General features: G+C 61.5%; 22 protein-coding genes. 8 read left to right on the forward strand and 14 right to left on the reverse strand.

The window, feature by feature from the left end; translation table 11 throughout:
• Window positions 1-63: 63 nt before the first annotated feature.
• From scpB to ACN0VH_RS03515, 7 genes are all read right to left on the reverse strand, one after another.
• Window positions 64-738 carry an SMC-Scp complex subunit ScpB gene (gene scpB, locus ACN0VH_RS03485; protein ID WP_278921865.1) on the reverse strand — a complete coding sequence of 225 codons (675 nt, stop codon included), beginning with the start codon at window positions 736-738 and terminating at the stop codon, window positions 64-66.
• Window positions 738-1,535 (reverse strand): segregation and condensation protein A, encoded by a 798-nt coding sequence (locus ACN0VH_RS03490; protein ID WP_417699508.1) that lies wholly within the window; start codon window positions 1,533-1,535, stop codon window positions 738-740. The genes scpB and ACN0VH_RS03490 overlap by 1 nt, the downstream gene beginning before the upstream one ends.
• Window positions 1,528-2,532: a beta-N-acetylhexosaminidase gene (nagZ, locus tag ACN0VH_RS03495; RefSeq protein ID WP_278921867.1), complete on the reverse strand. Its 1,005-nt coding sequence runs from the start codon at window positions 2,530-2,532 to the stop codon at window positions 1,528-1,530. The genes ACN0VH_RS03490 and nagZ overlap by 8 nt, the downstream gene beginning before the upstream one ends.
• Window positions 2,532-4,151, reverse strand: coding sequence for an SPOR domain-containing protein (locus ACN0VH_RS03500; RefSeq protein ID WP_278921868.1), 1,620 nt, complete (start codon window positions 4,149-4,151; stop codon window positions 2,532-2,534). The genes nagZ and ACN0VH_RS03500 overlap by 1 nt, the downstream gene beginning before the upstream one ends.
• Before the next feature lie 97 nt (window positions 4,152-4,248).
• A complete protein-coding gene (gene argS, locus ACN0VH_RS03505; RefSeq protein WP_417699509.1) occupies window positions 4,249-5,994 on the reverse strand; it encodes an arginine--tRNA ligase in 1,746 nt (581 codons plus the stop codon).
• A gap of 159 nt (window positions 5,995-6,153) precedes the next feature.
• Window positions 6,154-6,465 carry a YciI family protein gene (locus ACN0VH_RS03510; protein ID WP_417699511.1) on the reverse strand — a complete coding sequence of 104 codons (312 nt, stop codon included), beginning with the start codon at window positions 6,463-6,465 and terminating at the stop codon, window positions 6,154-6,156.
• A 126-nt stretch (window positions 6,466-6,591) separates the two neighbouring features.
• The gene (locus ACN0VH_RS03515; protein WP_417699512.1) at window positions 6,592-7,743 is read right to left on the reverse strand and encodes a deoxyguanosinetriphosphate triphosphohydrolase; all 1,152 of its coding nucleotides are present in this window, start codon (window positions 7,741-7,743) and stop codon (window positions 6,592-6,594) included.
• Between the two features lie 90 nt (window positions 7,744-7,833).
• On the opposite strand from ACN0VH_RS03515, the gene ACN0VH_RS03520 reads away from it, so the two are divergent.
• Both ACN0VH_RS03520 and xth read left to right on the forward strand, forming a co-directional pair.
• Window positions 7,834-8,157, forward strand: a complete 324-nt coding sequence (locus ACN0VH_RS03520) for a HesB/IscA family protein (RefSeq protein ID WP_232400813.1) — start codon at window positions 7,834-7,836, stop codon at window positions 8,155-8,157.
• Between the two features lie 80 nt (window positions 8,158-8,237).
• Entirely contained in the window at window positions 8,238-9,044 is an 807-nt protein-coding gene (xth, locus tag ACN0VH_RS03525; protein ID WP_278921872.1) for an exodeoxyribonuclease III, read from the forward strand.
• A 29-nt stretch (window positions 9,045-9,073) separates the two neighbouring features.
• On the opposite strand, the gene ACN0VH_RS03530 is transcribed toward xth, so the two are convergent.
• Both ACN0VH_RS03530 and dksA read right to left on the reverse strand, forming a co-directional pair.
• Window positions 9,074-10,276, reverse strand: coding sequence for an FAD-dependent monooxygenase (locus ACN0VH_RS03530; protein WP_278921873.1), 1,203 nt, complete (start codon window positions 10,274-10,276; stop codon window positions 9,074-9,076).
• A gap of 96 nt (window positions 10,277-10,372) precedes the next feature.
• Window positions 10,373-10,795: an RNA polymerase-binding protein DksA gene (gene dksA, locus ACN0VH_RS03535; RefSeq protein WP_232401133.1), complete on the reverse strand. Its 423-nt coding sequence runs from the start codon at window positions 10,793-10,795 to the stop codon at window positions 10,373-10,375.
• Window positions 10,796-10,981: 186 nt separating this feature from the next.
• Here dksA and ACN0VH_RS03540 point away from each other — a divergent pair, with 186 nt between their 5' ends.
• From ACN0VH_RS03540 to ACN0VH_RS03555, 4 genes are all read left to right on the forward strand, one after another.
• On the forward strand, window positions 10,982-11,821 hold the full coding sequence (locus ACN0VH_RS03540) for an AAA family ATPase (protein ID WP_278921874.1): 840 nt from the start codon (window positions 10,982-10,984) through the stop codon (window positions 11,819-11,821).
• A gap of 333 nt (window positions 11,822-12,154) precedes the next feature.
• A complete protein-coding gene (locus ACN0VH_RS03545) occupies window positions 12,155-13,531 on the forward strand; it encodes a DUF2927 domain-containing protein (protein ID WP_417699990.1) in 1,377 nt (458 codons plus the stop codon).
• A 52-nt stretch (window positions 13,532-13,583) separates the two neighbouring features.
• Window positions 13,584-13,751: a hypothetical protein gene (locus ACN0VH_RS03550; RefSeq protein ID WP_278921875.1), complete on the forward strand. Its 168-nt coding sequence runs from the start codon at window positions 13,584-13,586 to the stop codon at window positions 13,749-13,751.
• A gap of 22 nt (window positions 13,752-13,773) precedes the next feature.
• A complete protein-coding gene (locus ACN0VH_RS03555; RefSeq protein ID WP_278921876.1) occupies window positions 13,774-14,958 on the forward strand; it encodes a vWA domain-containing protein in 1,185 nt (394 codons plus the stop codon).
• Window positions 14,959-15,066: 108 nt separating this feature from the next.
• Here ACN0VH_RS03555 and ACN0VH_RS03560 read toward each other — a convergent pair whose 3' ends face one another.
• Window positions 15,067-15,366 carry a DUF4389 domain-containing protein gene (locus ACN0VH_RS03560; RefSeq protein WP_278921877.1) on the reverse strand — a complete coding sequence of 100 codons (300 nt, stop codon included), beginning with the start codon at window positions 15,364-15,366 and terminating at the stop codon, window positions 15,067-15,069.
• A 253-nt stretch (window positions 15,367-15,619) separates the two neighbouring features.
• On the opposite strand from ACN0VH_RS03560, the gene ACN0VH_RS03565 reads away from it, so the two are divergent.
• The gene (locus ACN0VH_RS03565) at window positions 15,620-16,306 is read left to right on the forward strand and encodes a M48 family metallopeptidase (RefSeq protein WP_417699515.1); all 687 of its coding nucleotides are present in this window, start codon (window positions 15,620-15,622) and stop codon (window positions 16,304-16,306) included.
• 209 nt (window positions 16,307-16,515) lie between these two features.
• Window positions 16,516-17,511, forward strand: a complete 996-nt coding sequence (locus ACN0VH_RS03570; protein ID WP_417699516.1) for an LLM class flavin-dependent oxidoreductase — start codon at window positions 16,516-16,518, stop codon at window positions 17,509-17,511.
• Here the strand turns inward: ACN0VH_RS03570 and ACN0VH_RS03575 are convergent.
• From ACN0VH_RS03575 to ACN0VH_RS03590, 4 genes are all read right to left on the reverse strand, one after another.
• Window positions 17,508-18,059: an RSP_2648 family PIN domain-containing protein gene (locus tag ACN0VH_RS03575; RefSeq protein WP_417699517.1), complete on the reverse strand. Its 552-nt coding sequence runs from the start codon at window positions 18,057-18,059 to the stop codon at window positions 17,508-17,510. The genes ACN0VH_RS03570 and ACN0VH_RS03575 overlap by 4 nt on opposite strands.
• 9 nt (window positions 18,060-18,068) lie before the next feature.
• Window positions 18,069-19,283, reverse strand: a complete 1,215-nt coding sequence (locus ACN0VH_RS03580) for an RSP_2647 family RNA methyltransferase (protein WP_417699518.1) — start codon at window positions 19,281-19,283, stop codon at window positions 18,069-18,071.
• A 169-nt stretch (window positions 19,284-19,452) separates the two neighbouring features.
• Window positions 19,453-19,725 (reverse strand): hypothetical protein, encoded by a 273-nt coding sequence (locus ACN0VH_RS03585; protein WP_278921883.1) that lies wholly within the window; start codon window positions 19,723-19,725, stop codon window positions 19,453-19,455.
• The gene (locus ACN0VH_RS03590; RefSeq protein ID WP_417699520.1) at window positions 19,697-22,543 is read right to left on the reverse strand and encodes a [protein-PII] uridylyltransferase family protein; all 2,847 of its coding nucleotides are present in this window, start codon (window positions 22,541-22,543) and stop codon (window positions 19,697-19,699) included. Before ACN0VH_RS03590 ends, ACN0VH_RS03585 begins: the two co-directional genes overlap by 29 nt.
• Window positions 22,544-22,566 lie beyond the last annotated feature (23 nt).

A 22,566-nucleotide genomic window follows, 5' to 3' on the forward strand; every position in this document is an offset into this window, starting at 1 on the left:
TTGGGGATCGTCTTAGGCCCAAAGCAAGCCGCGCAAGGCGGGTGCCGTTTTGCACGCCACGCCCTAGTCGCCAAACAGCTCCGGCTGCTCGCCCATCTCGCTGTCCTCATCGCTCCCCTCGCCCATGGGAAGCGATCCGGGCGGTGGTCTGTTTTCCAGCAATCCAGCGGCGCGTAGCTCTTTCAACCCGGGCAGATCACGGGCACTTTCAAGGCCAAAGTGATCCAGAAACACCGGCGTCACCACAAAGGTAACTGGCCGCCCTGGTGTCATCCTGCGGCGGCCAATGCGGATCCATTCCATCTCAAGCAGTTGGTCAACGGTGCCGCGCGACACCGACACGCCGCGAATCTCTTCGATCTCGGCCCGGGTCACTGGCTGATGATAGGCAATGATCGCCAGGGTCTCGATCGCCGCCCGGCTGAGCTTGCGGGTCTCGACGATCTCTTTTTGCATCAAAAAGCCAAGGTCAGGTGCAGTGCGGATGGCCCAGGCATCACCGACGCGAACAACCCGCACTCCGCGCCCCTCATACCGTTTGCGCAGATGCTCAATGGCGGCGCGTGGATCGCAGCCATGCGGCATCCGCGATTCGAGATCACGCAGGGTGACAGGGGTGGCACTGGCAAACAGCACCGCCTCGACCATGCGTTCCTGTTCGGCAATGGGAGGCGCGTCAAACAGGCTGTCGCTGTCCTGCGGCGGCTCTGGCGTATTGTGGGCGGTCGGGGTCTCCATCAAGGGTCCTCATCCAGGCTGCGCAGTTGAATAGGCGCAAAATTATCGCTTTGACGGATTTCCAGCCGCCCCTCTTTGACCAGTTGCAACGAGGCCGCAAAGGTCGCCGCCGTGGCCGAGCGCCGCTTGACCGGATCCTTGTGCCAGCCATCCGGCAGATAGCTGAGCATATCGGTCCAACTGCCGGTAAAGCCGATGAGAGCGCGCATCCGCTCCAAGGCCTCTTCCATGGTAAAGACACTGTCGCGATCCATCACAAAGGGGCGAAAGTCATCCTTGGTACGGATACGGGCATAGCCCTGCATCAGATCCAGCAGATTGGCAGAATAGGTGACAGTGCGAATGCGCTGAACATCCTGATTCTGGCCGCGGGAAAAGAAATCGCGCCCCAACTGATCGCGCCCCAACAACCGGGCCGCCGCATCGCGCATCGCTTGCAGACGTTCCAGCTGAAAAGCAAGATGCGCCGCCAGTTCGGCCCCGGAAGGCCCCTCCTCGCTGGGATCAGGCGGCAAGAGCAGTCGGGATTTCAGATAGGCAAGCCAAGCCGCCATCACCAGATAATCCGCCGCCAGCTCAATCCGCAGTTCCTTGGCGTGGTCTACAAATGTCAGATACTGACGCGCCAATTCCAGGACAGAAATTCGCCGCAGATCCACCTTTTGGGTGCGCGACAGCGTCAGCAACAGATCAAGCGGGCCCTCATATCCGTCGACATCAACAATAAGCGCCTCGGCCGCCAGCCGTTCTTCGACCGATTGCGCGGTGACCTCGTGAAACAGATTTTGTTCAGACATAGACCTTTCCGCTCATCAAGGCGGTAAGTTCGGCTTCAACAGCCTCTGTGTCAAGCGGCTTGGGCGGCAGCCGCTGTGCCAGGGCCGCTGCGGCACGGGCCTGCCCCTTCGCATCCATTTCGCCTGCGGCCTCGGCTACCGCGCGGCGGGCGTCCAGCGGGGCATTGCAATAAAGCACAAGATCGCAGCCTGCGGCACGGGCGGCGGCGGCATTCTCAGCCGGAGCGCCAGCCAGCGCCTTCATAGAGATATCATCCGTCATGATCAGCCCGTCAAAGCCAATGTCGCGCCGGATCATCCCCATCACAGTATCCGAGATCGTTGCAGGCTGACTGTCCAGCGCCTGATAGACCAGATGCGCCGTCATCCCCAGCGGCAAGTCGCGCAGCGCCTGAAAGACGGCAAAATCCTGCGCCTGCAGTTCAGCCAGTGGGGCAGCGACGCGTGGCAGGTCTTTGTGGCTGTCGGCGGTGGCCCGGCCATGGCCGGGAATGTGCTTCAGCACTGGCAGGACCCCGCCATCCAGATGGGCATTTGCAACTGCGCGCGCCAGACGCGCCACCTGTTCGACACTGTCGCCATAACAACGGTTCTTGAGGAAAGGATGGGTCTGCGCGGTCAGCAAATCAGCGACCGGGGCGCAGTTGCTATCGACCCCAAGCGCGTGCAGTTCAGCAGCAATCAGGCGATAACGCAGATAAAGCGCCCGTTCGGCCCCCGGACCGGCCTGTATCACATGATCCAGTGGCGCCATCCAGTTGCGCGCCAGCGGGCTGCGCAGGCGCTGTACCCGTCCGCCTTCTTGATCAATGGTGATCAGACAGTTCCGACCCACCGCATCGCGCAGCTCTTGACACAGGGCCCGCAGCTGCGGCGCGCTTTCGATATTGCGGGCAAAAAGGATAAAGCCAAAAGGATCGGCATCGCGGAAAAACGCCTTCTCGGCCGCGGTCAGTACCAGCCCTTCGGCATCCAGAATGGTTGCGCCCACCGCCATCAGCGGGTTGTCACAGGAATGCAGTCGGCCTTGCCCGCGACCAGAGTGGAACAAAAGCGGCGCGCGTCAGACAGCCCTTCAAAGCCCATGGCGCGCAACCGGTAAAAGGTACGCCCACCGCTTTCAGCGCGCTGAATCACCCGCGTCTTGCCTTCTAGGTAATCTTCAAAGCGGGCATAGATCCGATCCCATTCGGCCCGGGCCACTTCAGCGCTTTCATAGGCGCCTAGCTGGGCCAGACGCGTGCCCGGCTCCAGGCTCTTGGGATCGGCCTCTGGGGTGGTCCGTGCCGCCGCAGGGCTGGCAGAGGCGGTAGCAGCCGGGCTAAAACGCGCCGGGCGCAGGTTGGGCCGCAGCGACACCTTGACGCCGGGGGCGTTCAACAGGGCCGAAGACGGCGCAGTTGCCGTACCAATGGCCGCGATTTCAACGGGTTTCAGCGGAGCTGGCTGCACAATCGCAGGTGCCGCTGCGGCAGCGGTCTCCTGGGCAGAGCCAAGCGGCTGGACCCCATCGGTGAGCTCCGCCACCAGGGAATCAATATCGCCATTCCGGTAGGCCGTAACCGAGGCCTCTGAAATCTTTGCCTCTGCCTCCGCTGCGGCCTGATTTATCTCTTGCGGCGGCAAATCCGCCTCTGGCGCGGTCAGCCGCGACATCGGCTGGTCATCCTGTGCCAGTTCAATGGGTTTCGGCGCCAGCGTCAGCCGGTCGGCGGGGGCTTCCGCAGTGCCATTGGCGGCAACTGAATTCACGGCAAGCCCTTGGTTATCTGCCTGACGGCCACCAGGATTATCAGGCTGCGCCCGCATCGGGCCTTCGACTGCGCGCACAACCGGTACACCGCTGACATCACGCATAACCAGCTGATAGCCCCAGGTCCCAATCCCGATCACCAATGCCAATGAGGCCGCCGCACCAAGCAGGCTGGCGGTGCGGCCCATGCTGGTGCCCGGGTTGGCGGGGGATGTCACATAGTCGGCATCGCCATAGCCGTCTTGCGCGGTCTCTTGTGCATAATCGTAGCCATAGCTTTGGGAAGCCGCGCCACCATAGGCGTCGTGGTCATCGCTGCCGGGACCGCTATAGGCCAGGTCATGGTAGCCTTGATCCCGCGTGGTGTTCAGCGGCTGCGCGTTTACCGCCGGGCTGTCCTGCAGGGGATGGTTTTGATTGGGAAAGGTCTGGCTGGCATAGCCTTCGCCGGGAAACGCCTGATCAATGGCATGCTGGCCACCATAGCTTTGCGCGCCAATGCCGGGAACGCTGTAGTCATCGCTGACGTAGTCCTGCAATCGTGGCTGGGCCTGCTGACCAGCAGAAAAGGCAACCGGATCGACAGAGGCCCTGCCCCGGCCCAGATCATGACCGGCTTCGCTTGCCGCATAGTTTGAATAAAGGTCGGGGCCTTCCGCCGGAAACGGGCTGGCCGCAGAGGCACGCAGCGCCGCCGGGGCGGGACGCGTCATCTGCGGCTGCACGCTGGCCATTGGACCAGCCTGACCACCCACTGCCCCGGCTGAAGTGCGCGCCGGGCCAAATTGATCAGAAGCCCCCTCGTCGCGGGTGCTATCGTGGGAATAGGGCTGACCAGAGCCCGCCTGCGCAAAATACGCCATAATCCGCCTCACTGCCCATGCAATCGGCGCGCCAAAACTCGCCTGATTGCTTTCGGGTCTCTTGAACTGCCTCAGTCCGACGGTTTGGGCGATTTTGTTACCGCATCTCCTGCGCCGGATTCACCCCTAGAATACCAAGACCGGCGGAAATAACAATGGAAACACTGCGCGCCAGCGCCAAATTGGCATGTGTTGCCGATTGGCTGCTCTCGTTAACGAATCGTAAACCAGTTTCGCTTTTGCCCAGGTGGTACAGCCCGTGCAGTTCTGAAGCGAGATCATAGAGGAAGAAGGCAACCCGGTGCGGCTCATGGGTGCGGGCCGCGATCTCGATCTGACGCGGCCATTCCGCCAGTTTCTTGGCCACGGCGAGCTGCGCCGGATGGGTGACCTGCGCCAAATCCGCACCGTCCAGAACCGTATCCGTAGTCTCGATCCCTGCCTCGTTAGCCTTGCGCAGGGTCGAACAGATCCGGGCATTGGCATATTGCACATAAAAAATCGGGTTGTCTTTGGATTGCTCTAGCGCCTTGTCCAGGTCAAAATCGAAGCCCTGGTCGTTCTTGCGGGTGAGCAGCATAAAGCGGGTCACATCCGAACCAACCGCATCCACAACATCGCGCAGGGTGACAAAGGTGCCTGCCCGCTTGGACATCTTGAACTCCTGGCCATCCTTGAACAGCTTTACCAGCTGGCACAGCTTGATATCCAGTGGCACCCGGCCATCAGACAGGGCCGCGACAGCCGCCTTCATCCGTTTGACATAGCCACCGTGATCGGCACCCAGAACATCGATCAGCTCATCAAAGCCGCGGCTGACCTTGTCATAGTGATAGGCGATATCAGGGGCAAAATAGGTCCAGGTGCCATCGGATTTCTTGACCGCCCGATCAACATCATCGCCATGGTCAGTAGATTTGAACAGGGTTTGCTCGCGCGGTTCCCAATCATCGGGCTTCTTGCCTTTTGGCGGCTCCAGCACCCCCTGATAGATCAGCCCCTTGCTTTCAAGCTCTGCCAGGGCAGCCTCGATCTTACCGGTGCCGTACAGCGATTTCTCCGAATAGAAGACATCCATCTTGATGCCCAGCATGGCCAGATCTTCGCGGATCAGCGCCATCATCGCATCGGTGGAAAATTCCCGCACATCCGCCAGCCAGACCTCTTCGCCCTTGCCCACATAGGCATCGCCGACCTTGTCCTTCAGCGCCTGCCCCACCGGCACAAGATAGTCACCGGGATAGGTGCCATCGGCAAAGGCAATCTCTTGCCCGTGGGCCTCCAGGTAGCGCAGGTAGACAGACCGCGCCAATACATCGACCTGACCGCCACCATCATTGATGTAATATTCACGGGTGACGTCATAGCCGGCATAGGCCAACAGCGAGGCCAGCGCATCGCCAAACACCGCGCCGCGGGTATGGCCCACATGCAACGGCCCGGTGGGATTGGCCGAGACATATTCCACATTGACCTTTTTGCCCGCTCCGACATCGGCGCGCCCATAATCAAGCCCGCCCTTCAGCACCGCGCCCAGAACCGACTGCCAGACAACCGGGGCCAACCGCAGGTTCAGAAACCCGGGGCCTGCAACCTCGGCCGAGGCAACCCGTTCGTCCGCATCCAGCTTGGCCGCCAGGGCGCTTGCAATGTCGCGCGGCTTCATCTTGGCCGGCTTGGCCAGCACCATGGCCGCATTGGTTGCCATATCCCCATGTGCCGCATCGCGCGGCGGTTCAACCGCCACATTTACAAAATCAAGCCCCTCGGGCAGCGCGCCCTCGGCGGTCATCGCGGTGAGGCTGTCAATCACCAGTGCGCGGATATCGGAAAAAAGGTTCATCTCGGGGCGTCCCATTGGTTCGGCTTGATGGTTTGACTTTGCGCTTATCATGCCTAGCCCAAGGGTCAACCTTTATGGCATCCGGCCAGCCCTGAAGCGGCCTGAAACAGGCGCAAACCGGCATCGTGACACACGACCGGCCCCCAAGCTGGACGCAGGCTACCCCGCCGACGCGCCAATAGCCCCTTCGGTCTGGGCCGCAATCACATAGCGGCGCAGACCCGCCACATAATAGGGATCAGAGACGATCAGGCGTTCCACATCGGCGCGGCTTTCGGCACAGACCGTCCAGATGGCACCGGGAAAATCCTGCATGGGCCGCATCGCCAGAGGCCCACCGATCTGCAACTCGGCCCGGCTGCGCACAAAAGCGATATGGGCAGCACGGCGCGCCTTATCGGCCCGGATCCGGCCCATGTCAGAGGCATCCTGAAAGGTCACGCGCCACTGCCTTACTGCTATTCCCGTCATTGTACCCTCTGCCCGATGTTTTGCACAAAAAGCGGCAAGCCAGCCGCAGATCATAGGGCCAGTCAGCACCAGAGGTAACGCCAGAGCGGCAGGTCGCCCAGAAATCATGCGGTTCAGGTCAGGCCGCTAGGATATCAGGCCAGCGGCGCGCAACGCCTTGTATTGCTGAAGGGCGAACCGATCGGTCATCCCGGCGATGTAATCCGAGGTAATCCGCGCCAATGCCACCTGGTCTGGCGCGGCGGCAATATCGCCATGCCAGCGCCCCGGCATCTGATCGGGATGGGCCATATAGTACGGAAACAGTGCTTCGACCACTGCCGCCATGCGCGCGCGCACCTCCATCACCGATGGCGCCCGATACATGCGCCGGAACAGAAAGGCGCGGATTTCTTTCAAATCGCGCCAGATCTCTGGCGAAAAGGCCACCACAGGCCGCCCCAGGGCGCGTACCTCTTCGACGCTGGCCACCCCACTGTCGGCTAGGTTCTGACCTGTGGTTTCAATCACATCCGCCACCATCACCCCAAAGACCCGGCGCAGGGCTTCATGGCGACGACGCAGCGGCTCCAGGCCTGGGTATTTGTGATCAACGGCGCGATAGGCCGCGCCAATGATGGGCAGATGGGTGATTTCCGCATCCTCAAACAGGCCGGCGCGCAGCCCATCATGCAGATCGTGATTGTTATAGGCGATGTCATCCGACAGGGCCGCGACCTGCGCCTCGGCGCTGGCGTGGGTGTGCAGCTCCAGATCCATCGCGGCGTTACATTCCGCCAGCGCCCAGGGCAGCACCCCCTGCACCGGCCCATTGTGTTTGGCAATGGCTTCAAGGGATTCCCAGGTTAGATTCAGGCCGTCGAACTCCGCATAGTGGCGCTCTAGGCAGGTAACAATACGGATGGCCTGGGCATTGTGGTCAAAGCCCCCATAGGGCTGCATCAGCGCATGCAGCGCATCCTCGCCGGTGTGGCCAAAGGGCGTGTGCCCCAGATCATGCGCCAGCGCCACCGCTTCGGTCAGTTCCTGATTGAGCCCCAGCGCCGCCGCAATGGTGCGCCCCACCTGCCCCACCTCGATCGAATGAGTCAGACGGGTGCGATAGCTATCACCTTCGTGTTCGACAAAGACCTGGGTCTTGTGTTTCAGACGGCGAAAGGCGCTGGCGTGAATGATACGATCCCGATCTCGCTGATAGGGTGAGCGAAAGCTGCTTTCCTCCTCAGGGATCAGCCTGCCCCGGCTCTGGTCAGGCTTGGTGGCATAAGAGGCATGCATGACTAATCTTTCTCTAGTGAAATCTTGTCGTCTGGGCCGCACCTTTCTATATAATGAGGTGCGCTGCAATACAGCATCGGGAGAGACCACATGCACCTGCCACCAAAAGTGACCGACCGGGCCTTTGCCCGCCTGACCGAAATTGGCGCTGCAACGCAGGGCCAGGCGCTGCGCATTGCGGTCGAAGGTGGCGGCTGTTCCGGGTTTCAATACGAAATCGGCCTGGACGCGCCCAACCCGGATGATCTGGTGCTGGAAGGCCAGGGCGAAAAGGTTGTGGTTGATACCGTGTCCCTGCCCTTTCTGGAAAATGCCGTCATCGACTTTACCGAAGAGCTGATCGGTGCCCGCTTCACCATTGAAAACCCCAATGTATCCTCCAGTTGCGGCTGCGGCACCTCGTTTTCCATGTAGGCAGCCCCCCTTGCTCCTATCGCGCTATTCAGCGATAGATCGGCCACCCCAATCCCTTTGCCGAGGCAGGAGACGCAGCCATGAAGATCGCCAGTTTCAACATCAACGGCATCAAGGCCCGCGCCACCGCCCTGCCGCAATGGCTGGATGAGGCGCAGCCTGATGTGGTTGTCCTGCAAGAGATCAAGTCAGTGGATGAGGCCTTCCCGCGCGAGCTGATTGAAGATCGCGGCTACAATCTGGAAACCCATGGCCAAAAGGGCTTTAACGGGGTGGCGATCCTGTCAAAGCTGCCGCTAGAGGATGTCAGCCGGGGCCTGCCAGGCGATGAGGATGATATTCAGGCGCGCTGGATCGAGGCCACGGTTGTCGGCCAGCAGGCAATCCGCATCTGCGGTCTTTACCTGCCCAATGGCAACCCGGTTGAACTCACCGACGCGGGCGAGCCAGTACCAGGTGGAAAATACGCCTATAAACTGGCCTGGATGCAACGGCTGCAGGCCCGCGCCGAGGCGCTGTTGGCAGATGAAATGCCGGCGCTGATGGCTGGCGATTACAATATCATTCCCCAGGCAGAAGACGCCAAACGCCCCGAGGCCTGGGCAGAGGACGCGCTGTACCGCCCCGAAAGCCGCGCCGCCTATCAGCGGATTCTCAATCTTGGCTTTACCGATGCCTTTCGTGTCCGTCATCAGGGGCCGGGGCATTATTCATTCTGGGATTATCAGGCTGGTGCCTGGAACAAAGATGACGGGATTCGCATCGACCATTTCCTGCTCACCCCCCAGGCCGCCGACCTGCTGCTGGATTGTCAGATCGACAAGGAAATTCGCGGCCGCGACAAACCATCGGACCACGTGCCGATCTGGGTCGAATTGGACATCTAGGCAGGCCGTCCCCATCGCAAATCGGCCTTTCAGCCCTGTGCCGCTGCAGCCTGTGCCGTGACATCATGGCGATAAATCCAGTCGAACTGCGCCACCATACGCTGCGGCGCGAGTGCGCCGCCCAGTTTCAGAACCTGATGCGCGGGCCACTGTAGCGGGGGCCGCAGGTGGTATTTCCAGGCATTGCCACTGGCCGCCTGCACCACCCGTTCGGCGCGATTTTGGCGCTGGCTTTGATACGCGGCCAATGCCTCCGTCAGATCACGCCCCTGCGCCGCGGCCTCTTCAAGGCAAGCGCCCAGCACCCAGGCATCCTCAAGCGCCAGATTGGCCCCCTGGGCCATAAATGGCAGCGTCGGGTGCGCCGCATCTCCCAACAGGGCCACGCCCCCCTGATGCCAAGATGCTGCTACGGGATGGCGAAACAACCCCCACAGGGCGCAGTCACGCACCTGCGCCAACAACTGCTGCGCCACCCCGCCAAAGCTGGCAAAGGCCCGGCGCAGGTTCTCCGGATCATCCGCAAAATTCCAACTCTCATCGGCCCAGGCGCGGCGTTCCTGCACCGCCACCAGATTAATCAAAGATCCATCGCGCAATGGATAGGCCACCAAATGCTGCCCCGGCCCCATAAAGACCTGCGCTTCGGGCGGCAGACCGCTGTGATTGGGCACGATCGCCCGCCAGGCCACCTGGCCGGTGAACTGAGGCGTCTGCGGGGTGTTCAGCGCCCTGCGCGCCTGAGAGTGCAGCCCATCGGCACCGATCACCAGATCGCCACCACATTGCGCCCCATTGGCAAGATGCACTATCGGGCGGCCTGCCGTGGTCGTGATCCGATCCACCTTTTGCAACAGGCGCACCTGCACCCCGGCATCCCGCGCGCCATCCACCAGCAGACCGATCAGATCGGCCCGATGGACGCAATAGTAACGCAGATCAGAAGCATACTGGTCCAGGTCCAGGCGCAGCACCTCTTGCCCGCGCCGATGCCCGCGCAGCACAACCGCCCGGGCACGCTGGGAACACCAGGCCAGCGCATCATCCAGCTTCAACGCCCGCAGAACCGCCATGCCATTGGGGGTAATCTGCAGTCCAGCCCCAACTTCCGAGACCGCTTCGCTTTGCTCCAGCACTGTGACCTGCGCCCCAAGTCGCCGCAAAACCAAAGCCGCCGCCAGACCACCAATGCCGGCCCCAACAATCGTGATCTTCAAATGTTCCAGTGTCATTGCGGCCCGCTGCGTTGCGCTTGTACAGGTTCCATAAACGAAAAACGCCGGAGCAACAGGCCCCGGCGCTATGGTTTTTTTACTTTGACGAAATAATCAATCGTCGCGGTGTACTTTTTCGCGCCGTTCATGACGTTCCTGGGCTTCCAGGCTCATGGTGGCGTTGGGACGGGCATCCAGCCGCTTCAACGAAATCGGCTCGCCGGTGACTTCACAGTACCCATACTCGCCTTCGGCAATGCGACGGATCGCAGCGTCGATCTTGGAAACCAGTTTGCGCTGGCGATCCCGCGTGCGCAGTTCCAGTGCCCGGTCGGTTTCTTCGCTGGCGCGATCAGCCACATCTGGAATATTACGAGTGTTGTCTTGCAAGCCCTCAATCGTATCGCGGCTTTCAGCGAGCAGATCCTGCTTCCAGTTCAGAAGTTTGCGACGGAAATACTCAAGCTGCCGATCATTCATGAAAGGCTCATCTTCGGCCGGACGGTAATCTTCCGGCAGAAACATTTCTTGTTTCATTTCGGCTCCTTCGGTCTCGCTCATTCTGTAGGTCTCATTAATTTTCGCCATACATCCTGGCTCCCCATGCCGCTGCGTTTATCCCCTGAAAGGCCAATTGTCACTACACAATCATGACGCACACAGGTTAAAACCGTGCTAAATATGCCAAATCGAGGCAATGCTAGCAGGGGATCGACTATAACTATGCAATTTCAGGGCACTAAAGACTACGTCGCCACGGACGATCTAAAAATTGCGGTCAATGCCGCTGTCACGCTGGAACGCCCCTTGCTGGTCAAGGGCGAACCGGGCACCGGTAAAACAGAGCTGGCGCGGCAAGTGGCTGACGCCATGGGGCTCAAGATGATTGAGTGGAACGTCAAATCCACCACCCGCGCGCAGCAAGGCCTGTACGAATATGACGCCGTCAGCCGGTTGCGCGATAGCCAACTGGGCGAAGAACGCGTCCATGATGTGAAGAACTACATCAAAAAAGGCAAACTCTGGGAGGCCTTTGAGGCCAATGAGAAAGTGGTCTTGCTGATCGACGAAATCGACAAGGCCGACATCGAATTCCCCAATGATCTGCTGCAAGAGCTTGATAAGATGGAATTCCACGTCTACGAGACCGGCGAAACGATCCGCGCGGTCAATCGGCCGATCATGATCATCACCTCTAACAACGAAAAAGAGCTGCCGGACGCCTTCTTGCGCCGCTGTTTCTTTCACTACATCCAGTTTCCCGATGCCGAAACGATGAAAAAAATCGTCGCGGTGCATCACCCTGATATCAAAGAGGCGCTGCTCACGACGGCTCTGACGCAGTTCTATGAAATTCGCGACACGGCCGGCCTGAAGAAGAAGCCCTCCACCTCAGAGGTGCTGGACTGGCTGAAACTGCTCTTGGCAGAGGATCTGACCCCGCAGGATCTGGCCCGTGACGGCGCCGATGCCCTGCCGAAACTGCACGGGGCACTGTTGAAAAACGAACAGGACGTGCATCTTTTTGAGCGCCTTGCCTTTATGGCACGCGGCCGCCGCTAACGCCTGTTGCGGCGCCAGGCGACATCTGATTTGCAGGGGGGATCAGCCGATCTCTCCTGTGAAACACTGATTTCGCTGCTACGAGATGGTCACGCTTTTATGCAGGCGACAGCGGGGAGCGCTTCGCCTCTTCAAATCTTGCGGTTCTTGCCCTAACAATTGGAAAAGAGCCTGTCTGTCCGGGGCCTTGTTCGCCGTTTCTGAAGCATTTACCCCCTGAGTGGAGACCCTGCGGTGATCGCGACATCTCAACCGACCACCCCGATCTTGTCGCCCACCCCGCGGTCTTGCGGACTGCTGTGCAATACAGGCCCCAAACGCTGGGCTGCTTGCCTGCGTCGCAGCACCACAGTGTTGGCCCTCTGCTCTATTGTCGCGGCCTGCGGCCTGCCCGCCGGTCAGATGCAAAGTGGCGCAACACCCGCCAGCCGGGCAGCGCTGAACGACAGAACCCTTCCCCCGGCCAAGGTCTTTACATCCTCGAGCCCGCAGCCGCCGCAGCGGTCCAATCGCGATATCGCGCGTGATTTTCTGGATCTGCATTTCCAGCTGGAAGGCGGCACTGTGCTGCCCGTCTTTACCCGTTTCGAACGCCCCGTCCGGGTGCACGTGACCGGCAGACCAAGCCAGATATTCCTGAAAGATCTCGACCGGCTGTTGGCCCGCCTACGCCAGGAGGCCGGGGTCAGCATCAAGCGCGTCACCACCGGACCGGCAGAGATCACCGTGCAGGCGGTTTCCAGTCGGGACATCCACCGCGCCCTGCCACAGGCCGCCTGTTTTGTGGTGCCCAATGTTGGCTCTCTGGCGGAACTGCGGCGCAAGCGGCGCAGCCCGCAGACCGATTGGTCGCGCCTGCGCAGCCGCGAGAGACTTGCCGTCTTTGTTCCGATAGACGTCAGCCCGCAGGAAGCCCGCGACTGCCTGCACGAAGAGCTGGCCCAGGCTGTGGGTCCGTTGAACGATCTTTACCGCCTGTCCGACTCTGTATTTAACGACGACAACGTTCATACCGTGCTCACCGGGTTTGACATGCTGGTGCTGCGCGCCAGCTATGCGCCTGAACTGCACACCGGCATGAGCCGCAGCGAAGTGGCGGCACAGTTGCCCCAGATCCTGGCCCGGCTGAACCCAGCCGGAGAATCTATCGCCGCCCGCCCCCTGCCCGCGACCCCGCGCAGCTGGATCGCCGCGATCGAAACGGCGCTGGGACCTGGCAGCAGCCTTGGGATGCGCAAACGGGCCGCCAATCAGGCGGTCATCCTGGCGCGCAATGCAGGCTGGTCCGATCACCGCCGCGCCTATAGCCACTATGTCTTGGGGCGGATGATCCAGGCCGATGAACCAGATCTGGCGCAGCGCCATTTTCAGACCGCGCTGAATGTGCTGCGCGCGCAGCGCGGAAGCGCGCTGCACCAGGCCATTATCAATCCGCGTATGGCCGCCTATCAGATTGCCCGTGGCGATGGCGCTGCAGCCCTGGAACAGATCACCCCGACGCTTGCGGCTGCTAATCGCTCGGAAAATGCCGCCCTTTTGGCCACCGCCATGCTGATCAAGGCCGAGGCCCTGGATCTACTGGGCCAATTTGCCACTGCCAACACGGTCAGACTGGACAGCCTGGGATGGGCGCGCTACGGCTTTGGCCCGGATTGGGCAGTGCAGTCCAAGATCCGCGAAGTCGCGGAACTGCGCCCCTCGGACAACTGAACAGGCAACAGATATCGGCGCGCCCTCGGCGGCAAAAACAGGCGGAGAAGACATGATCGTAATTGGTGCAGTGCTGCTGGGGATCCTCTTGGGGGTCTATAACGCCCGGAAACGTGGCGGCAATACAGCCGATTTGCTGCAATATGCCGCTGTCTATGCCATCGCCTTTGGTATTGTCGGGGTCATCGCCACCATCGTGATCCATCGCGTGCTGGCCTAAACCGTCGCGAAAGGCCTCTTTCATGTTTCAGCCCTTTTTTGAAAATCTGCGCAAGGCGGCAATCCCGGTGTCTTTGCGCGAATACCTTACCTTTCTGGAGGGGATGAAAAAGGGGCTGGTGACCTACGATATCGAAGCCTTCTATTTTCTGGCCCGCGCCGCCATGGTCAAGGATGAGCGCAATATCGACAAGTTCGACCGCGCGTTTTCCGCCACGTTCAAAGGGTTGGAATCGATCCCGAATTCCGCCGTAATGGACGCTGTGGACATCCCCGAAGACTGGCTCCGCAAGATGGCTGAAAAGCACATGACGCCGGAAGAAAAGGCCGAGATTGAAGCCATGGGCGGCTTTGAAAAGCTGATGGAAACCCTGAAACAGCGGCTGGAAGAACAAAAAGGCCGCCATCAGGGGGGCAGCAAATGGGTTGGCACCGCCGGCACCTCGCCCTTTGGCGCCTATGGCTATAATCCCGAAGGGGTGCGTATCGGCCAGAAAGAAAGCCGCCATCAGCGCGCGGTCAAGGTCTGGGACAAGCGCGAGTTCAAGAACCTGGATGGCGATGTCGAACTTGGCACCCGCAACATCAAGGTGGCGCTGAAGCGCCTGCGCCGCTGGGTGCGCGAAGGCGCGCATGAAGAGCTGGACCTGGACAATACCATTCGCTCTACCGCGGAACATGGCTACCTGGATGTCAAAACCCGCCCCGAACGCCATAATGCCGTAAAAGTATTGTTATTTCTGGATGTTGGCGGCTCGATGGATCCGCATATCAAGGTGGTGGAAGAGCTGTTTTCAGCCGCCCGCACCGAATTCAAACACCTGGAATATTTCTACTTTCACAACTGCCTCTATGAAGGTGTCTGGCGCGACAACCGCCGCCGTTGGGACGCGCAGATGCCCACCCATGAGGTGCTGCGCACCTATGGTCCAGATTACAAATGTATCTTTGTCGGCGATGCCTCGATGTCACCCTATGAGATCGCCTATCCCGGCGGTGCCAATGAGCATTGGAATCAAGAGGCCGGTCAGGTCTGGCTGGAACGGGCGCGCGACCAGTGGAAATCGCATCTCTGGATCAATCCGGTACCGCAAACACACTGGGACTATACCCATTCCATCGGCATGATCCGCGAGATATTCGAGGATCGCATGGTGCCCATGACGCTGGATGGCCTGGAACGCGGCATGAAAGAGCTGACCAAATAGGGCCAGCCCCCCAGTATTGCCAACGTGATCCCCCGCCGCAACAGAGCGCGGTAGCCAATTTGGCCGCCAGCTCAGATCGGGCAGTCCGGGTCTGTCAGTCCAAATCCGTCAGTCCAAATCGCTCCAGGGCCAGGGTTTCACATTGCTCGCCACCATCTGATAGCGCGCCGCCTTGGCGATCCAGATTCCCAGATCGGTGCCAAAATCGGCCAGCCGCTCGTTTGGCTCTTTGGTGACGGCAAGTACAATGAACTGCAGCACCGTCGCAGTGGCAAGCACCGTCTGGGCCACCGAAATCATCACTGCGATCAGGATCATATAAAGCAACCGTGTCAGCAGGCCTTCCTGCTCCTCCGGTTCAAACTGTTCGCCATGTAAACGGCCATCGATATCATCTGGATCAGGCACCGGCACCCTCTTGGTTTTGGATTATTCCTACACCTACCCTTCCCTACCCAAGGCCAGTCTGCAACCGTGAAAACTCCAGCGAGGCTGCGCAATCGGTGCCATACCCCGCATCGCGCGCGCCAATTGCCCCCCAGTGCCGAGGAACCAGTGCCGAGGAAAACGCCAAGCGCCAGGGTGGTTTTCACGGCGACCGAACCGCACAGGATGCAGCTGCTCTCTTGTCCTGCGCGCATTTTCTGCCCATATCTGACCCATGTTGCGTTTTACCCCCATCCTGCTGGCCGTGATCTATGGCCTTGTCATGTACCGGATTTCGGTCTGGCGCACCCACCGCGAGCTGGACGCGCGTTCAACCGAGCTGGCCGATGCCAGGCTGCGCCGCCTGACCGATCGCATGGCCGCTGCGCTCGAAATTGATCGCATTCCGGTGTTCATCTACGAGGTTGATCCCGTCAACGGGCTGGCAGCACCGGATGGGCGGATCTTCATCACCCGTGGGTTCTACCGCAAATACCAAAGCGGCGAGGTCACCGACGCCGAGCTTGCCTCGGTCATCGCGCATGAAATGGGGCATGTGGCGCTGGGACACGCCAAGAAACGCATCATTGATTTCTCAGGCCAGAACGCCCTTCGCACTGCATTGATGATGATACTTGGACGCTACATCCCCTTTGTTGGCCCCTGGATCGCCGGATTGCTGGCCAATCTGCTTGCCGCGCGACTGTCGCGCGGTGATGAATATGAGGCCGATGAATATGCCGCCGCACTGCTGACCAAGGCTGGCATCGGGCTAGAGCCGCAAAAGAGCCTCTTTGTCAAACTTGCGGCCCTGACCGAATCACGGGCTGGCATGGCTCCGGCCTGGCTGATGTCACACCCCAAAACAGAAGAGCGCATCGCGGCGCTGGAACGGCTGGAAGCAGGCTGGAACAAGCACTGATGACATCTGCCCGCCGCAGCGCGCCTTCCGCCCTGCTCTGTGCAGGCGCAAGTACAGCGGCCCGGCGCGCAAGCCCCCGAGGACTGGCCCGTTTCTGACACAACGTCATTCTTGTCTTGCCCCCTTGTCATTACGCGTCAGGCATCCCAGATCAGACACTCCTGTAACTGGAAGCCTATTGATCCCTGGACGCTGAATTGGACCCCCTTATGCGCTACTCTCTTCTTGATCTTGCCCCGGTACCCGAGGGCAGCGAAATCCAGCAGTCCCTTGCCAATAGCACCGATCTGGCGCAGCAGGCCGAAGGCTGGGGCTATCATCGCTACTGGCTGGCAGAGCATCACAACATGCCCGGCATCGCCAGCGCCGCCACCGCCGTTCTGATCGGCCATATTGCCAGCCAGACCAAAACCATCCGCGTTGGCGCCGGCGGCATCATGCTGCCCAATCACGCGCCCTATATGGTGGCCGAGGCCTTTGGCACCCTTGCAGCCCTACATGGCGACCGGATTGATCTGGGGCTGGGCCGCGCCCCCGGCACCGATATGCAGACCGCTCGCGCCCTGCGTCGCGGCATGGCAAGCGGCGCTGCACATGGCGACAACTTCCCGCAGGATGTGGTTGAACTTATAGGGTTTCTTGGTCCGCTGGACCCCGCGGCCAGGGTGCGCGCCTTTCCAGGGCAAGGCAGCAATGTGCCGGTCTGGATTCTTGGCTCCAGCCTCTATGGCGCGCAACTGGCGGCGCAACTGGGGCTGCCCTATGCCTTTGCCTCGCATTTTGCACCGCAGGCGCTTGAGGACGCGCTGGCGATCTATCGCCGCGATTTCCGTCCCTCCGCCTATCTGGACAAACCCCACGCGATGATCGCGGCAAATGTCTTTGCTGCCGAGACCGACGCCGAAGGAATCCGGTTGCGCACCACCATGCAGCAGGCCTTTGCCCGCTTGCGCCTTGGCCAGCCCGGAAAACTGCCGCGCCCGGTGGATGATATTGCCGACCACCTGTCGCCCCCGGTGCTGGCGGGTGTGAATGAGGCGCTCACCATCTCTGCTACCGGCAGCCCGGATACCGTCCGGCAAGAGCTGTCGCAGATCGTCGCGCGATATGCGCCGGACGAAGTGATCATCACCGGCCAGATCCACGACCATGCGGCCCGACTGCGCTCTTTTGAAATTGCGGCAGAGGTGCTGAAAACGCTCTAGCTCTGGCCCGAGGCCAGCGCCTTGGCCAGACGCGGCAACCGCGCCTTTTTCAACAGGGGCCTGATCTCCCAGCCGCCGCCAGACAGGCGGTTGGCCTCGTCCAGAACCCGTGCCCCCAGCGCCTCCATTCTGGCGTTGTCCTTGAGCCAAAGATCGTACAGCAGCTGATCCGGCCCCAGCCGATCCAGCCCTTCTTCCGCCAGGGTATGGCGGGGGAAATCCTTGTTGTTCAACGTCACAATGGCATCGGCATGGCCCGCAATCGCGGCGGCCAGCACATGGACATCAGCTGGGTCCGGCAGCCAGAGCCGGGCCTCGACCCCCGGCGCAGGCGGCACCACCGCCTGCGGCCAGGCGGCGCGTATCAGCGCCACCTCTGCCTCGGCCTGGGCCGCGCCTTCCGGGCCAAGTTTCAGCGCCGCACGGCGCCATTCTTCCAGAATGCGATCTGACCATAGGGGGGTAAACGCCCCCATCCGTGCCGCGCCGATCAGCATTTCGCGCATCACGGTGGGGTAGAGCACGCAGGTATCCAGCAGCAACTTCATGGTGCCGGGTCAGTCCAGGCGAAAGAAAACAGACTTGAGATAGCCACTTTCCGCCAACTGCGGCAATTGCGGATGATCCGCCCCGGCATAGCCGGTGTGGATCAGCTGCCCACGCCGTCCCGCGCGACCGATCCCGCGAGCAGAGGCATTGCGGAAGCGCGATAGATCCGCCGCATGCGAACAGGAACACAGGCCCAGATAGCCACCGGGTGCCACCAGCGGCGCCGCCAGCTTGGCGATCCGCTCATAGGCGCGCAAACCCGCCTCCAGCGCCTGTTTTGACGGGGCAAAGGCCGGGGGATCACAGATCACCACATCAAACAACCGACCTTCTTCGGCCAGGGCGGCAAGCTGATCAAAGGCATCGCCTTGACGCGCAATGAAACTGTCGCCAAAGCCCGCCGCAGCCGCCCCCTGTGCCGCCAGATCCAGCGCCGCTGCCGAGCCATCGACACAGGTAACAGAGCCAGCGCCAGCGGCACGCATCGCCAGGCCGAAACCGCCGACATGGGAAAACACATCCAGCACATCGCCCCCCTGCGGCACCAGACGCGCGGCAAAGGCATGGTTGTCGCGCTGATCATAGAACAGCCCTGTTTTCTGTCCGCCGGTCAGATCCGCCATATAGGTGGCGCCGTTCATCTGCACTGGCATCGGCGCCGTCGGGGTCTCCCCCAGCAGAGTGAGGCTCTCATCATCGAGCCCTTCCAAACCACGGGTCCGCCCCGAGGCATTCTTGAGGATCACGGTGCAGCCTGTGACCGCGGCAAGGGCTGCGGTCAGTGACTCCAGATGGGCCTCGGCCCAGGCGGCGTTGGGCTGCACGACACAGGCCTCGCCAAAGCGGTCGATCACCACCCCCGGCAGGCCATCGGCCTCGGCGTGGACCAACCGGTAATTGGGCGCATCATAAAGGCGTTCACGCAGCGAAAGCGCCTGAGATATCCGTGCCTGGAACCAGGCCTGATCAATCACCGCATCCGGGTCGCGGTCCAGCATCCGGCATATGATCTTGCTGGTCGGGTTCACCGCCACCGTGCCCATCGGTGTCTGGGCTTCGTCCAGCAATACGGCCAGGCTGCCGGGCGCGAGTTTGCGCGTACGCCGGTCGGTGACCAGTTCGTTGGCATAGACCCAGGGAAAGCCATGGCGCAGGGCACGGGCATTGGCTTTGGGCAGGAGTTTTACGCGGGGGCGCTCTGGCGCCGAGGATGAGGCTGTCATGCCCTCTCTTATCCCCATCGCGGCAAGGGGGCAACCGGCGTGACAGCCCGCCGCCACAGCCGCCAGATCAGTGGACAGACGGCTGTGGTTGTTACCAAAGCCCATGCCCCAGCATCAGGGGTCTGCCTAGGCACTACCATGCAGGCAGGGCCAGTCCCGCCCGGTCACATCAGTCGCGCGGCCGGGTACGCCAGCCGCCGCGGCGGCGTGGTTCCCCGATGTCAGTCAGCCCCTGACGCAGCACCTGCGTCATCGGATGATCTGCCGGGGCCCCGCTATAGTGATCCAAGATCTGGGTGATGGCACTGCGGTGATCCAACCCGGTGGGCAGGCTCAGCGCCCAGTCGAGAAAAATACTGCGGCATTGGCTTTCGGTGATGCCTTCGATCCGGTAGGCCTCGCGGATCAGCTGCTTATCGTCCAGCCCTGTCAGGCTCTGCATGGTCAACTCCCTCCTGCAAGGTCTGCGCAATGATTGCGTCACAGCCCCTATACGCCGCCTCCAGCGCCGCTTCCAGATCTTCCAGACAGTCAAAGCCCGCACTGCTGCACAGAAACTGCGCACCGCCCTCGCCCAGATTTTCCTGCAACAGGGGGCTCTGAGAGATCAGTCGCGCGGCTGTCTGTACCGACCAGTATAGATCATACGACTGGTGCAACCGACGCGCATCTGCGGCATCCAGCCAGCAACGAGCGACCGCCTGCTGCAATCCACCTACGACATCACGGCTGGGGGCCACCTCGCCACCAGCGCCTGAATCCAGGCTGCCCCGCCCCGCCAGCAAGGCCCCGGCTTGCGACAGCAGCTCAATATCCATCATCCGCCCTGCCCCTGTCTTGGCATCCCAAACCCCAGAGGGGCGTTTTGCGGCCGCCAGACGCTGGCGCATGGCGGCGACCTCGGCCAATACGGTCGGCACCTCGCGCTCCTGCGCCAGCAGGCTGCGCCGAAAGGTTTCAAAGCGTTGTTGCAAGGCTGGATTTCCGGCGATGCCCCGCGCCCGCGTCAGCGCCAGGTGTTCCCAGACCCAGGCCTCTGATTGTTGATAGTGGCTATAGGCGGACCAGCTGGTTGCCACCGGCCCGATATTCCCCGAGGGGCGCAGCCGCATGTCGACCTCATAGAGCCGCCCCTGCGACATCGGGGCCGACAGCCCGGTGATCAACGCCTGGGTCAAGCGCGCGTAATAGGCGCGGGTGCCAAGCGGCTTGCGCCCCTCGGACATCTCCACCTCCTCGGGGTCGTAGATAACAATGATATCCAAATCCGACTGCGCGTTGATCTGCCCCGCCCCCAAAGAACCCATGGCCACCACCACCGGACCACTGCCCGGCGGCGGGCCGTGCTTGACGCTAAACTGGCGGATCACCCGTGGCAAAAGCGCCTTGATAACGGCTTCGGCCAGTTCGCCATACTGCGCCCCCGCTGTCGCCCCATCAATCAAGCCACGCAGGTGATGCACCCCGATGCGAAAGTGCCATTCCTTGCACCAGCGCCGGGCCCCGTCCAGCTGGGCCTCATAGTCCTCTTCCAGATCGAGAACCGCCTCCATCTCTTGGCAAAGCACCGCCCCACCCGGCCAGTCTTCGAAGAACGAGCCGCCAATCACCGCGTCAAACACGCCAGAGTTTCGCGACAGAAACCCCGCCAGCGCGGGTGATGTGCCGACGATATCAACCAAAAGATCCAGCAGTTGCGGGTTCGCCTCAAACAGTGAAAACAACTGCACCCCAGCCGGCAGCCCGGCCAGGAACCCATCCAGCGCCAAAAGCGATTCTGCTGGTTTTGCCGTGCGCGACAGCCGGGCCAGCAGATCCGGTTTCAGACGTTCAAAGATCTGCGCCCCCCGCTGCGAGCGCAGCGCCGGATAGGTGCGCCAGCGCGCCGTGATGCTTTCGTCCATCTCGACGGGCAGTTCGGGGCGTGGCTGCGCGGCTGCGTCCGGGGCAAAGAAATCTTCGGTCAGCTCATGCACTTCTACCAGACGGCGGTGAATGTCGCGCTGCAGCTCTGCCTGATCCTGCCCCATCAGACAGGCCACACGGGCGATGCCCTCTTCTGCACTGGGCATTCTATGCGTCTGGGCATCATGGACCATCTGGATCCGATGCTCGACGTCGCGATGGGCGCGGTAATGATCGCTCAGCCTCGCCGCGGCATCGTCAGGGATCCAGCCGCGGGCAGCCAGGGCGTGCAGCCCCTCGACCGTGCCGCGCAGACGCAGGCTTTCGTCGCGCCCCCCTGCAATCAGCTGACGGGTCTGGGTGAAGAATTCAATCTCGCGGATACCGCCACGGCCCAGCTTCATGTCATGGCCTGGCACCGTGATCGGACCGCCGGTCCCCTTGTTTTCGCGGATACGCAGACGCATGTCATGCGCATCCTGAATGGCGGCAAAATCCAGATGCCGCCGCCAGACAAAGGGACGCAGGGTTTTCAAAAAGGCCTCGCCCGCCGCCAGATCACCGGCACAGGGGCGCGCCTTGATATAGGCGGCGCGTTCCCAGGTGCGACCCAGGCTTTCATAATAGCGCTCTGCCGCCTCCATCGCCAGGCAGACCGGGGTGACGCCCGGATCCGGGCGCAGGCGCAGATCGGTGCGGAACACATAGCCATCAGAGGTGCGATCGCTGAGGGTGGCGCACATATTGCGGGTCGCCCGCACCATGCTCTGGCGCGCCTCAAAGAACGCATCCGGCTCAAACCGGGTTTCATCAAACAGGCAGATCAGATCAATATCAGAGCTGTAATTCAGCTCATGCGCGCCCATCTTACCCATGGCGAGGATGCTCAGCCCGCCTGCGGTTTCAATATCCGCCTCGTCTAGCCCTGGCAGTTTCTTGCGCCGGATCAGGGCGGCAATTTCCGCCTTTATCGCCACATCCGCGCTCAGCGCACCAAAATCGGTCAGCGCGCCGGTCACCTCCTCCAGGCTCCAACCGCCGCATAGATCACAAAGCGCCGTCAGCAACGCCACCCGGCGCTTGGCCTGACGCAGCCCCGGCTTCAGCTGATCCGGCGCGAGGCTGCGACAGCTGGCAAAGATCTCTGCCAGGGCCGATTTGGGCGCGCCCAATGCGCCCCCGATCCAGTCGGCTTCCTGTTCGATCAGGCGCCGCAGATAGGGGCTGGATCCGGCAGTGCCAGCAATCAGCTCCGCCTCCTCAGGCGCTAGCCCCGCGACCAGATCACGGGTTTCGGCCCCTAGGGCGGCATCATAGGGGCGTGGCAAGCGGGTGATGTGCAAACAATCAGACATGTGCAAACTTGTTCTGCCTGCGC

The sequence above is a fragment of the Pseudophaeobacter sp. genome (genome assembly GCF_048267565.1).
Lineage (GTDB): Bacteria > Pseudomonadota > Alphaproteobacteria > Rhodobacterales > Rhodobacteraceae > Pseudophaeobacter > Pseudophaeobacter profundi.

Coding starts and splice junctions, on each gene's coding strand:
- scpB (WP_278921865.1), bottom strand. CDS start 738: ATGGAGACCCCGACCGCCCACAATACGCCAGAGCCGCCGCAGGACAGC.
- ACN0VH_RS03490 (WP_417699508.1), bottom strand. CDS start 1,535: ATGTCTGAACAAAATCTGTTTCACGAGGTCACCGCGCAATCGGTCGAA.
- nagZ (WP_278921867.1), bottom strand. CDS start 2,532: ATGGCGGTGGGCGCAACCATTCTGGATGCCGAAGGGCTGGTACTGACC.
- ACN0VH_RS03500 (WP_278921868.1), bottom strand. CDS start 4,151: ATGGCGTATTTTGCGCAGGCGGGCTCTGGTCAGCCCTATTCCCACGAT.
- argS (WP_417699509.1), bottom strand. CDS start 5,994: ATGAACCTTTTTTCCGATATCCGCGCACTGGTGATTGACAGCCTCACC.
- ACN0VH_RS03510 (WP_417699511.1), bottom strand. CDS start 6,465: ATGACGGGAATAGCAGTAAGGCAGTGGCGCGTGACCTTTCAGGATGCC.
- ACN0VH_RS03515 (WP_417699512.1), bottom strand. CDS start 7,743: ATGCATGCCTCTTATGCCACCAAGCCTGACCAGAGCCGGGGCAGGCTG.
- ACN0VH_RS03520 (WP_232400813.1), top strand. CDS start 7,834: ATGCACCTGCCACCAAAAGTGACCGACCGGGCCTTTGCCCGCCTGACC.
- xth (WP_278921872.1), top strand. CDS start 8,238: ATGAAGATCGCCAGTTTCAACATCAACGGCATCAAGGCCCGCGCCACC.
- ACN0VH_RS03530 (WP_278921873.1), bottom strand. CDS start 10,276: ATGACACTGGAACATTTGAAGATCACGATTGTTGGGGCCGGCATTGGT.
- dksA (WP_232401133.1), bottom strand. CDS start 10,795: ATGAAACAAGAAATGTTTCTGCCGGAAGATTACCGTCCGGCCGAAGAT.
- ACN0VH_RS03540 (WP_278921874.1), top strand. CDS start 10,982: ATGCAATTTCAGGGCACTAAAGACTACGTCGCCACGGACGATCTAAAA.
- ACN0VH_RS03550 (WP_278921875.1), top strand. CDS start 13,584: ATGATCGTAATTGGTGCAGTGCTGCTGGGGATCCTCTTGGGGGTCTAT.
- ACN0VH_RS03555 (WP_278921876.1), top strand. CDS start 13,774: ATGTTTCAGCCCTTTTTTGAAAATCTGCGCAAGGCGGCAATCCCGGTG.
- ACN0VH_RS03565 (WP_417699515.1), top strand. CDS start 15,620: ATGTTGCGTTTTACCCCCATCCTGCTGGCCGTGATCTATGGCCTTGTC.
- ACN0VH_RS03570 (WP_417699516.1), top strand. CDS start 16,516: ATGCGCTACTCTCTTCTTGATCTTGCCCCGGTACCCGAGGGCAGCGAA.
- ACN0VH_RS03575 (WP_417699517.1), bottom strand. CDS start 18,059: ATGAAGTTGCTGCTGGATACCTGCGTGCTCTACCCCACCGTGATGCGC.
- ACN0VH_RS03580 (WP_417699518.1), bottom strand. CDS start 19,283: ATGACAGCCTCATCCTCGGCGCCAGAGCGCCCCCGCGTAAAACTCCTG.
- ACN0VH_RS03585 (WP_278921883.1), bottom strand. CDS start 19,725: ATGCAGAGCCTGACAGGGCTGGACGATAAGCAGCTGATCCGCGAGGCC.
- ACN0VH_RS03590 (WP_417699520.1), bottom strand. CDS start 22,543: ATGTCTGATTGTTTGCACATCACCCGCTTGCCACGCCCCTATGATGCC.